General features: G+C 63.7%; 11 protein-coding genes. 3 read left to right on the top strand and 8 right to left on the bottom strand.

Annotated elements, in window-relative coordinates; all coding sequences use genetic code 11:
* Positions 1-12: 12 nt before the first annotated feature.
* The 3 genes from motB to AC1DT2_RS07645 all read right to left on the bottom strand — a co-directional run bounded on the left by motB (position 13) and on the right by AC1DT2_RS07645 (position 3,295).
* Positions 13-1,038, bottom strand: coding sequence for a flagellar motor protein MotB (gene motB / locus AC1DT2_RS07655; RefSeq protein WP_477295617.1), 1,026 nt, complete (start codon positions 1,036-1,038; stop codon positions 13-15).
* Positions 1,039-1,045: 7 nt separating this feature from the next.
* A complete protein-coding gene (motA, locus tag AC1DT2_RS07650) occupies positions 1,046-1,900 on the bottom strand; it encodes a flagellar motor stator protein MotA (protein ID WP_477295615.1) in 855 nt (284 codons plus the stop codon).
* Between the two features lie 81 nt (positions 1,901-1,981).
* On the bottom strand, positions 1,982-3,295 hold the full coding sequence (locus AC1DT2_RS07645) for a sensor histidine kinase (protein ID WP_255548505.1): 1,314 nt from the start codon (positions 3,293-3,295) through the stop codon (positions 1,982-1,984).
* Between the two features lie 134 nt (positions 3,296-3,429).
* Between AC1DT2_RS07645 and AC1DT2_RS07640 the strand changes: the two genes are divergently transcribed.
* Positions 3,430-3,795, top strand: a complete 366-nt coding sequence (locus tag AC1DT2_RS07640) for a response regulator (protein WP_213948639.1) — start codon at positions 3,430-3,432, stop codon at positions 3,793-3,795.
* A gap of 6 nt (positions 3,796-3,801) precedes the next feature.
* Here the strand turns inward: AC1DT2_RS07640 and AC1DT2_RS07635 are convergent, their stop codons facing one another.
* Positions 3,802-4,155 (bottom strand): hypothetical protein, encoded by a 354-nt coding sequence (locus AC1DT2_RS07635; protein WP_063574347.1) that lies wholly within the window; start codon positions 4,153-4,155, stop codon positions 3,802-3,804.
* A 199-nt stretch (positions 4,156-4,354) separates the two neighbouring features.
* On the opposite strand from AC1DT2_RS07635, the gene AC1DT2_RS07630 reads away from it, so the two are divergent.
* Entirely contained in the window at positions 4,355-4,594 is a 240-nt protein-coding gene (locus tag AC1DT2_RS07630; RefSeq protein ID WP_477295612.1) for a hypothetical protein, read from the top strand.
* 110 nt (positions 4,595-4,704) lie between these two features.
* Here the strand turns inward: AC1DT2_RS07630 and secF are convergent, their stop codons facing one another.
* The 4 genes from secF to tgt form a co-directional block, all read right to left on the bottom strand.
* Entirely contained in the window at positions 4,705-5,667 is a 963-nt protein-coding gene (gene secF / locus AC1DT2_RS07625) for a protein translocase subunit SecF (RefSeq protein WP_063570444.1), read from the bottom strand.
* A 10-nt stretch (positions 5,668-5,677) separates the two neighbouring features.
* Positions 5,678-7,552, bottom strand: coding sequence for a protein translocase subunit SecD (gene secD, locus AC1DT2_RS07620; protein WP_477295609.1), 1,875 nt, complete (start codon positions 7,550-7,552; stop codon positions 5,678-5,680).
* 61 nt (positions 7,553-7,613) lie between these two features.
* Positions 7,614-7,961, bottom strand: a complete 348-nt coding sequence (gene yajC, locus AC1DT2_RS07615; RefSeq protein WP_063570442.1) for a preprotein translocase subunit YajC — start codon at positions 7,959-7,961, stop codon at positions 7,614-7,616.
* A 137-nt stretch (positions 7,962-8,098) separates the two neighbouring features.
* Positions 8,099-9,229 carry a tRNA guanosine(34) transglycosylase Tgt gene (gene tgt / locus AC1DT2_RS07610; RefSeq protein WP_063570441.1) on the bottom strand — a complete coding sequence of 377 codons (1,131 nt, stop codon included), beginning with the start codon at positions 9,227-9,229 and terminating at the stop codon, positions 8,099-8,101.
* A 159-nt stretch (positions 9,230-9,388) separates the two neighbouring features.
* Here tgt and AC1DT2_RS07605 point away from each other — a divergent pair.
* The coding region (locus AC1DT2_RS07605; protein ID WP_477295606.1) for a Tc toxin subunit A at positions 9,389-12,525 on the top strand (3,137 nt) is incomplete at its 3' end.

Raw genomic sequence — 12,525 nt, 5'->3', positions numbered from 1 at the left:
GGTCCGTGCCGGTCAGCCGCCTGGCGTGCCTTCCGCAGCCACCGGCATGGCGCAGCCGAACGCCGATGCCGAGGTGCCGGCCGGTGCGTCAGGCGCGCCGCCGCTCACATGCTCGGCTTCCGCCGAATGCAGCGTCGGCACGGCCGGGAGCGTTTTTGCCTCGTCCGCGACTTCCGTCGACAAGGCGGCCCTCGCCGCCTCGTTCGTCATCACCACGATGCTGATGCGGCGATTGATCGCCGAGGACGGATCGGTCTTGTCGAACGGCACCGACGCCGCCAGGCCCACCACGCGGGCGACCTTGTCCGGCTGCATGCCACCCTCGGTGAGTGTACGGCGCGCGGCATTCGCGCGGTCAGCGGAGAGCTCCCAGTTGCCGTAGGCGCTGTCTGCGCGAATGTACGGCGCGTTATCCGTATGGCCAGAGATGCTGATCTTGTTCGGCACCTGGTTCACGAAGCCCGCCAGCTCGTGAAGGATCTGCACGGTGTAGGGCTTGAGGGCGCCGCTGCCGGTGTCGAACATCGGACGGTTCTGCTTGTCGACGATCTGGATGCGCAGGCCTTCCGAAGTGATGTCGATCAGCAACTGGTCCTTGTACGGGGCCATGGCCTGGCTCTTGGCGATCGCCTCGGTCAGGTCCTTCATCAGCTGCTCGAGACGACGCTTCTCCTTTTCCTTGGCCAGCTTGTCGATGTCCGACCCACTCGGCTTGGCGAAGGCCTGGTTGTCGCCCGGCCCCTTGGGCAGGTCCATCGCACCACCGAGCTTGATCATGCTGGTGCTGGCACCGCCCGGCCCCATCTTGCCCGAGGGCGCCATGGTCGACTGGCCCTGGGTCATGCTCGGGTTCTTGAAGTATTCGGAGATCGCCGCGCGCTGCTGCTTGGTGCCGGCGCCGACCAGCCACATGACCAGGAAGAACGCCATCATGGCCGTGACGAAGTCGGCGTAGGCCACCTTCCAAACGCCGCCGTGGTGCGCGTGAGCACCCCGTTTCTTCTTGCGGACGATGATGACTTGCTTCAGGTCACTCATCGGGGACTTACCGAGCGCTCTTCAGATGCGCTTCGAGGTCCTGGAAACTCGGCCGCGTGGTGGTCTGCAGCGATTTGCGGGCGAATTCGACCGAGACCATCGGGTTGTATCCGCGCAGGTTGGCCAGCAGACCCACCTTCACGCACTCGAAGGCACGGCCATCCGTACTCACACGCGCCTCCATCGCCGCCGACAGCGGACCGACGAAGCCGTAGGAAAGAAGGATGCCGAGGAACGTACCCACCAGCGCGCCAGCAATGTGCTCGCCGATCACCGCGGCATCGCCATCGATGGACTTCATCGTGATGACGATGCCCAGCACCGCCGCGACGATACCAAAGCCCGGCAGCGCGTCCGCCATCTTCTGCACGGCCAGGGCCGGTGCCATCGCCTCGTGGTGATGCGTTTCCAGCTCGACATCGAGCAGCTGTTCGAGCTCGTGGGGATCCATGCTGCCGCCAACGATGAGGCGCAGACAGTCCGTGACGAAGTCGATGAGGTGGTGCTCCGCGATCAGGCGCGGGTAGGCGGAGAACAGGCTGCTGTTGGCCGGGTCCTCAATGTGGGATTCCATGCCCAGCTGCCCTTCCTTACGCATCTTGGTGAAGATGTCGTACAGCAGGGACAGCAGGTCGATGTAGTCCTGCTTGCGGTAACGCGGGCCCTTGAACAGGCCGATGGCGTCACGGCCAGCGCCCTTCACGATGTCGATCGAATTGGCGCTGACGAACGCACCCACGGCGGCGCCGAAGATGATCAGCAGTTCGTACGGCTGCCAGAGGGCGCCGATCGAACCGTGCGAGAGCACATAGCCGCCAAGCACCGAGACCAGGACGACGATAAAACCAATGATGACCAACATGACGTGCTTCCTTCCCAGTCGTCTTTCTTATCGGCCGCCATGGCTAAAAATTGAGGAACTTCGTCACGTTTTCTGAACGATTCACTCCGGCAACTCGAGCGGTTCGGGATAGCGCGGAAACACGAGCCGGATGCGGGTGCCGACGCCGGCCTCGCTCTCGATCTCGATGCCGCCACCGGCCTGCGCCACCGTCCCGTAGACCTGGGCCAGACCCAGGCCCGAGCCGCCTTCCTTGGTCGTGAAGTACGGCTCGAACAAGCGCTGACGGACGTCCTCCGCCATGCCTCCGCCCGTATCCGTCACACTGACGAAAATCTGTCGGGTGGCGGCGCGCTCGCGCATAACCTCGCCCGTGGACCCGCCGCCCATGCGCTCACCGACCTCGATCACTATCTTGCCCATCCCCTCCATGGCATCCCGGGCGTTGAGGCAGACATTCATGAGGGCCTGTTCGAAACCGTGACGGTCGAGCCATACGGGTAGCGGCCCGGGCTGGCGATAGACCTCGATGGCGATACGCCCACTCATTCCATGACGCGCAAAATCCGCGAATCCTTCCACGATGTCGCCCAGATCGAAGGGTTCGGGACGGGCCTGCTGGTTCCGGGCGAAGGCAAGCAACCGCCGGGTCAACGCCGTGGCGTGCCGGGCGCCTTCGACGGCGTAGGTGAGCATGCGCCGGTGCCGCGGTGCCAGTTCGTCCACATCGTCCTGCAGACCCGACAGGCTCACGATCACCGTTTGCAGCATGTTGTTGAAGTCGTGGGCGATACCGCTGACCAGTTGGCCGATCGCCTGCTGCTTCTGGGCCTGACGCGCACTGGCCTCCGCAAGGTCCCGCCCCCGCTGGGCCATCGCCAGTTGCTCGCTGACACCCGCCAGCGAACTTTCCGCTTGCCGCCGGGCGCCGTGTTCGGCCTCCAGCCGCTCGAGCAGGCTGCCGTACTGTGTCGTGGCGCTGGCCGACCGGGCGACCGACTCGTTCAATCGGTCCTGCAGGAGCTCGTTGATCGCCTCGAGCGCCGCCTGCAGGGCGACCCGCTCGGTGACGTCGCGACTGATCACGATGAAGTGATCGAGGGTGTCGTTGCAGACGACGGGGGCCACCATGACTTCCCACCAGCGGGACGTGCCCACCGAGGTGCGCCGGGCGCTGACGAAGTCCACCCGCTCCCCGGCTGCCGCGCGATCGAGCGCCCGCGCAACCATGTCGCGTGCCTCCACGGGCCAGAGATCCAGCCACCGAGTGCCCAGCAAGTGATCGACGCCTTCCGGCGCCAGCGCCGCGCAGCCAAGACCGGCCACGAAGCGGATGACCCCTTCGCGGTCGAGCTCTTTCATGCAATCGGCGGAGGCCTCGACAAACTGCCTGTACCGCCCGTCCCCAGTGCTCATGGCGCGCCCGCCTTCCCCTAGCCGTGTGCCGTGCTATGACGCACCGCGGCACGGCTTCGTGTCAAGGCATATCTGTCACGTCGCCCGCACGACAGCAAGCGGAGAGTGCCGGCCATCGCCCCAAGGGATTGCCCATGACCGCCGCCGGACATGTACTTGTCGTGGAAGACGACCCCAACGTACTCGACATCACCAGCTACATGCTGGAGCGGGAGGGGTATGAGGTGCTTACTGCCATGAACGCCAATGCGGCGCTGACTGTTCTCGCCGCGCATCCGGAGGTGGGCCTTGTGCTCACCGACGTGAATATGCCTGGGGAGATGGATGGCATCGATCTTGTGCGGGAACTGCACCGGCGGGGAAACCCGGTGATCTGCGTGGTCGTTTCAGGGGATGCAGCTCAAGCCACGGGCAGGCTGGGCACACTGGCCGCCTTCCTGGCCAAACCCTACGACCGCCGCAGCCTGCTGAAGGCGGTGGGCGACGCCATGCCGCACTGACCGGGGTCAGGCGCCCCTGTGATGGTGGTCGTCTTCGTCTTCGTCTAGGTCTTCGTCGTCCGACTCGTCGCCCAGCGGCTCACCCGGCAACGCGCCTTCGAGCTTGTCGTCGTCGAAGCCGGTCTCGTCCTCGGCAAACACCGGTGCGCCCTCATCATCCACTTCCAGCACCAGACCTAGCGCCTTCTCCGCCGCCGCCCGTGCGCTCTCCTCGTCGCGGAAGCTGCGCTGATCGTAGACGGTGAAATAGCTGGGGAAGCCCTTGGCCACCGGATGCGATGACAGCAGCGCCTTGAAGCGGGAGCCGTCCTGGGTAGCGCTGCTGCGCAGGGTGAAGCCTGGAAATTCGCGTTCTGCCATGGGTGAAACCTCATCGGGGGTGGAAATTCTAGCCCAGCCGGGACCTTGGGAGCTTTACCTGAGAAAACGTGACACGGATCACACCCATCATTCAGCCGATGGGCACTTGCCCCTCAAGTTCTTGTAGGGTATTTCCTACATCAAGCGGCCTCACACAGCATTCACGACGACCGCGAAACAGGGGTAACAGGGGCACCACATGAACGTCATCACCACTACGTCGCCTTCCCGGCGTCTGGCGTGGACCGTATCCGCAGTCCTCGCGATTGCCGGCCTCGTTGGCCTGGCGCTCGCGCCCAGGGTCGCCGCCGCGATCCCCAGGACAGCGATACAGATGGTCTACGCATGGCTTTGCGCTTCGCTCGTAGGCTCCGCCTACGTCGTGCTGACGCTCGCCAACGACACGGAAGGCGCTATCGAGGACAGGGACGAATTCTGATCTCAGGGACGGGGTGTGACAAACAAAGAAGCCCGCCAGAAATGGCGGGCTTCTTTGTTTAACCTTGTGGAGATTTACCCTGTGGGGATTGACCTGTGGGGGCCGCCGACTTACGGACGACGCTCCAGCTCCGGATCTTCCTTGCTGCGCGGCATGAGATCCTTCTTCGACACGCCGAGCCACAGCAGGATCGGGCTGGCGATGAAGATGGAGGACAGCGTGCCGACCAGGATGCCGATGAGCATGGTGATCGCGAAGCCGTGAACCACCGGGCCGCCGATGAAGAACAGCGCCGCCATGGTGATACCGGTGAACAGCGAGGTGATGATCGTTCGCGACAGCGTGCTGTTGATCGAACGGTTGAGCACCTCTTCCGGCGTCGCATTACGGCTGGCGCGGAACAGTTCGCGGACACGGTCGAACACGACCACCTTGTCGTTGATCGAGTAACCGACCACGGCGAGCACCGAGGCAAGCACGGTCAGGTCGAAATCGCGCTGGGTGATCGCGAAGATGCCCAGGGTGACCAGGACGTCGTGGATCTCGGTGGCCAGCGCCGCGACGGCAAAACGCCACTCGAAGCGGAGCCACAGGTAACCCATGATGCCGATGATGACGAAGGCCACGGCGACCACGCCGTCGCTGCGCAGCTCTTCACCGACCTGCGGGCCGACGAAGGAGCGGCTCTTCTGGATCACGTCCGGACGCGAGACCTTGAGCGCGGCGATGACATCACCCGCGACCTTGGCGGCGGCTTCGTCGCCGGTCAGGGAGACCGAGTTCTTGTCGTCCTTCGGCTGCATGCGGATGGTGTAGTCACGCGTGCCGCCAACGGCCTGGACCAGCGGATTCTCGAGGCCGGATTTCTCCAGCGCCGAGCGAACGTCCGCCGGATCGATCGGGGCCTGGTATTCCACCTCGACGGCTACGCCGCCGACGAAGTCCTGGCCGTAGTTGAAGCCCTTGGTGAGGATCAGGCTGATCGAGCCGACCATCAGCAGGATGCCGAGGCCGATGCTGAAACGACGCAGGCCGAGGAAGTTGAAGTTCGAATTGTGGTTGAAGATTTCCATGGCTTCCTCCTCAGACCGACAGGGTCTTGAGCTTGCGGCCGCCGTGGATCAGCGCGGTGATGGCGTGCGTGACCGTCACCGACGTGAACATCGACGTGAGGATACCGATGAAAAGCGTGACGCCGAAGCCCTTGATCGGACCCGAGCCCATGGTCATCAGGCCGAGCGCGGCGAGCAGGTGGGTCACGTTGGCGTCGAGAATCGTCGCCCAGGCCTTGTCGTAGCCGGTGCGGATCGCAGCCAGCGGCGAGGAGCCGTTACGCAGTTCTTCGCGGATACGCTCGCAGATCAGCACGTTGGCGTCGATCGCCATACCGAGGGTCAGCACGATACCCGCGATGCCCGGCATGGTCAGGGTGACGTGGATCATCGACATGACCGCGATGAGCAGCACCAGGTTGAAGAACAGCGCGATGTCGGCGACGAGACCGAACAGCTTGTAGTAGATCGCCGCGGCCACCAGCACCAGCCCGAGGCCGAGCATCACCGCCTTGAAGCCCTTGTCGATGTTGTCCGCGCCGAGGCTGGGACCGATCACGCTCTCACCGACGATGTCGATGGGCACCGCGAGCGAACCACCGCGAAGCAGCAGGGCCAGTTCCGAAGCTTCCGAATCGCTGGGCAGGCCGTTGGTCGAGAACTGCTTGCCGAACGGCGAGCTGATGTTCGCGTAGTTGATCACCTCTTCGGTGATCTTCGGCGTCTTCACTTCCTTGCCGTCGACCATCTTGGTTTCGGTGGTCCGCGTGATGTAGAGCACCGCCATCGGCTTGCCGACATTGCCGTTGGTGAAGTCCTGCATCTTGCGTGCGCCGGCGCTGTTCAGCGAGACGCTTACATTGGGCGTGCCGTTCTGCTGATCACGACCGGATACCGCCGAGGTGAGTTCGTCACCGGTGGCGATGATGGTCTTGCTCAGCAGGTATGGACGGCCGTCACGACCGTAGTAYAGCTTGGCGTCCGGCGGCACGCTGCCCGAGCGGGCGGCGTCGGCGGCCTGCGGCGGCGTGTACAGGCCAGCGCGGTACTGCAGCGTGGCGACGGCACCGATGATCTTCTTCGCCTCGGCGGTGTCCTGCACGCCGGCGAGTTCCACCACGATCTGGTTGGCGCCCTGCTGCTGGATCAGCGGCTCGGACACGCCCAGGGCGTTCACGCGCTGGCGAAGCGTCGTGAGATTCTGCGTGATCATGCTCTGTGAGAGCTCGCGCAGCTTGGCCGGCTTGATCACCGCGTCGAGGATGAAACGATTGCCCGTGGCCGCGCCGTCGGTCGTCGTGAGTTCCGGGTAGTCGGTAGCGATGAGGGCTGCCGCCGCCTGGCGGTCGGCGTCTGTACGCAGCACCACACTGACGCCCTGGCCGCGCGCATTGCGATTGACGGCGTCGTAGGACACCTTCTTCTCGCGCAGCAACGCGCGGATGTCATCGGTGTAGCGCGTTTCCTGCGCATCGATCACCGCGCCCTGATCCACTTCCATCAGGAAGTGCACGCCGCCCTGAAGGTCCAGACCGAGCGGCATCGAGAAGGCATTGATCGACTGCAGCCAGGTCGGCACGGTCGACGCCTGGTTGAGCGCCACCGTGTAGCTCTCGCCCAGGGTGGTGCGCAGAGCGTCCGCCGCCTTGGTCTGCGCATCCGCCGTGGCGAAGCGTGCCAGCAGGCGGCTGGTTTTCGCATCAACGTCGATCACCGTGGCCGGCGTCTTCGCCGTGGCGAGGATGTCCTCGACCTTGGTTTTCAGTGCCGCATCGACCGTCGCGCCGCGGTTACCCGAGATCTGTACCGCCGGCTGGGCCGGGAAGACGTTCGGCAACGCGTAAACGATGCCGAGCAGCAACACGATCACGACCAGCGCGTACTTCCAGCGTGGAAAATCACTCATGCCTTGCCATTCCATGAAAAGCGGCCACAAGCGGCCGCGGCTGACGCCATTGAGACGAAGCTCAGGACTTTTTGAGGCTGCCCTTCGGCAGGACCTGGGTGATCGAACCCTTCTGCACCTGAACGACGGTGCCCGGGGCGATCTCCACGCGAACGAAGGACTCGCCCACGTCTTCGATGCGGCCGGCAAGACCGCCGCCCATCACCACTTCGTCGCCCTTGGCGAGCGCGGACAGCAGGTTGCGATGCTCTTTCTGGCGCTTCATCTGCGGGCGAATCATCATGAAATAGAAGATGCCGAACAGCACCGCCATCATGATCAGCGGCGAGAGGCCGAGTGCCCCACCCTGGGTGGCCCCGGCAGCGGGAGCGGTGGCCTGTGCAATGGCGGCGAAGGTCGGAAGGCTCATCGTCAATTCTCGCAAGTCATGGAACAGCCACGGAAAAGCGGCTGCTCACGTAAAAAGATCGTGGATTATGCCACGCACCCCGGTGCTTATGTACGGCGCCCCGCCAAGGCTTGGGGGCGCCGGAGAGCAGCCGCAAGTCAGCCGTCGACTTCGGCCTTGCGCCGCGCGGCGTAGAAGTCAGCGACGAAGTCGTCCAGCGTGCCAGCCTCGATCGCGCCGCGAAGGCCAGCCATCAGGCGCTGGTAGTGGCGCAGGTTGTGCATCGTAGCCAGCTGGCTGCCGAGGATTTCGTTGCAGCGATCCAGATGGCGCAGATAGGCCCGGCTGAAGCCGTTGGCGCAGGCGTAACAGTCGCAATCTTCCTCGATAACGCGCGTATCCATGGAGAACTTCGCGTTACGTATGCGTAACGTGCCCTCCCGAGTGAACAGGAATCCATTGCGGGCGTTACGCGTCGGCATCACGCAGTCGAACATGTCGACACCGCGGCGCACGGCCTCGACGATGTCCTCCGGGCGGCCCACACCCATGAGGTAACGCGGCCGGTCCTTCGGCAGGACGTGCAGCGTGAGGTCGAGGGTGTGGTTGCGCTCTGCCTCCGGCTCACCCACGGCGAGACCACCCACGGCATAGCCGTCGAAGCCGATCTCGATCAGCCGCTCGGCCGACCGGTGGCGCAGGTTTTCATACGTGCTGCCCTGGACGATGCCGAACAGGGCATTCGGATTCTTCAGGTCGTCGAAGGCCTGACGTGATCTTTCGGCCCAGCGCAGGCTGAGCTCCATCGAATCGGAAGCGACCTTCTCCGTGGCCGGGTAAGGCGTGCATTCGTCGAAGATCATGGCCACGTCCGAATCCAGCACCTTCTGGATCCGCATGGACTCCTCGGGCGAAAGGAACACCTTCGAGCCGTCCACGGGCGAGGCGAACGTGACGCCTTCTTCGGTGATCTTGCGCTTATGTGCCAGCGAAAAGACCTGAAAGCCACCGGAATCGGTAAGGATCGGCTTATCCCAGCCGATGAACTTATGCAGGCCGCCGAATTCGCCGACGATCTCCAGGCCCGGGCGCAGGAACAGGTGGAAGGTGTTTCCAAGGATGATCTCCGCGCCGGTGTCGAGCACGTCGCGGGGGGTCATGGCCTTGACGGAACCGTAGGTGCCCACCGGCATGAACGCCGGGGTTTCCACGGTGCCGCGGCCGAATCGGAGACGGCCACGCCGGGCCGCGCCATCGGTGGCGAGGAGGTCGAAAGGGAGCTGGGTCATCCGCCCATTCTAACGTCCCCGCCGCGCCCCTGCCCGGACGCCTACAACCAATGGCCTACTCCCCGGGATGCTTGAGGGGGCGTAGGGTCGGGCGTGCATGGAATGCACACGCCGTCGCCCATTCGGACGCGGCGAGGAATCACAGTCAAGGACGATGACATGCCCAACGAAACACCGCCGCAGGCGCCGCGCAAGGCCAGCCGCGCTAACCATTCCGCGAGCTATATCAGCCTTTTCGGCTGGCCAGAGTCGGTCCAACCGGGCGAACTCAACGACAACACCTTGCCGCTCGCCTATCTGACCGAGTTGCACGAACTGCTGAGCCGCCTCGAAAACGGCAAGAGCACTTCCGGCGATGTCGATGAAAAGGCCTTTCGGATTCTTCTCCAAGAGCGTCGGCCGGACATTCCCCGCATGCCGATGGACGACAGCTCACTGAAGCGGACGTTCCCCGCCCTGCGCCGCGTCATCGACATCCTCGAGGACAGGGTCCGTGAAGTAGGGGTCGAAGTTCCAACCTCCCGCGCACTCACGACGGACGGATCCGACGAGGCCGCCAAACGCCTTTTGCGCCTTCACGAAAACATTGCAACTGCGAGCTTTCCCGCAAGCCTTCCCTTTCACTTCAGCTGGGAGCGCATCAAGGCCGTCTTGCAGCAGCGCAAGCTGACGGCATGGGACGCGGTCAGAAAATCCGACTACAACTATCCCAATTTCACCTTCAGCAATCGTAGTTCGGCCTCGCTCCATGCGGCCACGACGATGGCGAGCGGTCTGTCACCCGAGCTACGTCAGCTACTTACGGCAGACGACAGTACGGTCGCCGCGACGATCGCCACCTTGCGCGAGCACGCATCGCGACTGCCTTTCGCGGCCGCCGACGAGCCCGACCTCACCCACACCGACACGCTGCGCCGTGTACTTGGCCTCAGCCGGAAGCAACTGCGCCAATGCCTTGCCGTTTACCGGCCCGCATTGGCTGGCGAGGATAGGGCACCTCCTTCAGCTGTCGTGCGCAGCCCTTTTGCAGAAACGACAACCGAGCCCTCGTCGAATGCGGACTTCGGTGCCGCCTTCATCCACAACGGCACGACACCGCTCTACCTGTGCAACGCGACCGCCGAAGGAAGCGGTGACGCCAGCGGTGACATCACGATCGTAGGTGCCACCGATGCGCATCTCGATCGGATGATTCGTATCATCCGCCTGCACCACGCGATGAAACTGCCGTTTCCCGACATCGACTTGCTCGTGGTCACCGCGTTACGCGCCGAAGGCCACCGCACCGATTTCAAGATGACGCCGACCACCATGCGCGCCATGGGGATGTTCCAGCACCTGCGCGAACAATACGGCGTGACCGCGAACCAGTTCGCTGCCTTCATCGGCTCGATTGCCGTGTGCGCCACGGGACGTGAGACGCCGTTTTACGACACCCTCTTCAACCCGCGCGGCATCCTCGATCGCCAGGACGCCGAGCCCGTACTCACCATGGATGGCATGGAGTTCTCCATCGAAGCGGAGGACGTCGATAGCGCGGTGACGGTGAGCCAGCTTAGCCAGGCATTCGGCGCCGACGAGACCACGGTTCGCTGGGCACTCGAATGCGTAATCGAAGCGCAGGACATCACGAAGCCAAAGCGAACGCTCGACGTGGTATCGGCCTGCTACCGCCTGATTGCGCTGCCTCGAGCTGTGGGTCTGAATACCGAGGAAATCACGCCCTTCCTCAGCGCGTTGAATAAAGAGAACCCGGAGGTCTTCAGCCAACTGGCAGGCACGCCGTCGCTCGCCCCTGAACCGGAAACGCAAACCACCTCCGGCGGCGCGATCGACACCGACGACGCCGAAGGCAACGACTCCGACGAGGGTGCCTTCGACTTCAGCACATGGCTCTTCGGGGCATGGAGCCGCGAACCGGCTACGGCAAGCGATTCGGCCGATGTACTGAACGTCATCGCCCTGGTCATGAATGCTGCTGAATGGTTCAAGCAGCACCGGTTGCCGATAGCCGCCTTGTGCCGGTGTCTCTTGATTCCCGAACCGACCAAACCGTCCGCTCGCTGGATCGAAGCGACCCGCTTAGTCATAACGGCACAGCGCGCTGCCGTTAAAGGCAGCGCGGATGGGGAAGACGGTACGAAGGTGGCGACGAAGACAGACCTCGTATCAAGCGCGATCCGGCATGCGCTGCAACTAATCGATCCGTCGCTTGCTCTTCCCTTGCTACACTGGATCAACAGCGACGCTACCACGTTCATTGCCGCGATCGACGCGCTCGAACAGCGCGCCATCGCCTCGGCAGCAAAGACCGCTTTGCCCACGCCGACGACCGAGGCGACCAGGACCACGGTAACGATCGACGTGAACGCCCTGGCGGCGGCCTTTGGCCCCGACGACCTACGCATGTGGACCGAGCTCGAACGTCGCTCCGCCGTCATGCAACTCCTTCGGCTGAGTCCCAACGGACTCAAGGCGATGACCGAGCAGCCGGACTGGTTCAATCTGGAGGGTCTTTCCTCCGCCATGCGCCCCCTCGACTTCACCACGCTATATCAGGTCACCCGCTACGGCGACTGGCTGGCCACTTTGCAGGAGGGCGTCGAGGAACACCAGGCCATCGATTACCTGCGGGAAGCCAAGACCAATCGCACGTTGACGCCTGAAAAAAGCGCAGCGACGCTGGCAAAACTGACTGGCTGGCGCAGTAAAGACATCGAGCTCATCGCCCTCGCCATCGCACCGAAGACCGTCGCCGGAACGGCCGAAGACCTCCGCGACATCGACTACCTTATGCGTATGCACGAGCTCTCCGCGCGCACTGGCATGTCGATCGACGCGCTGCAAGGCCTGAACAAGCTGAAGTTCACCCAGGACCACTCCCTCTTCGAGATGGTCGCCACCCGCATGATGGCCGCGTGTAACGACGACGAGGTACTGGAGATCGAAGGCCGTCACGGGGAACTGTGGCGCGATGCACTCGTCGCCTGGCTGCTAGCCCATTGGGTGCCCACGCAACCGCGGCTGGCTCATATCACTGACGTCGACAGCCTCTCCGATCATCTTCTTACCGACGTCAGGGTCGGCAGGGAACCGAACACCAGCCTCGTCGCATCAGCCATGGCGAGCCTGCAAACCGGCATCCATCGCATCCTCTCCGGCCTCGAAACGGGTCACGAGCACAACGCCGAAATCACCGGCAAACTGAAAGCACTCTGGAGCGGCACGCTAGGTGAGTACAGCCGCTGGAAGATGCTTAAACAGCTTCGGAACCACCCCGAGAACCACGTCGATCC

This window comes from Luteibacter sp. P4_E6 (assembly GCF_056401535.1).
The sequence above is the reverse complement of the archived record's forward strand: the minus strand, read 5'-3'. Positions and strand labels throughout refer to the sequence as shown.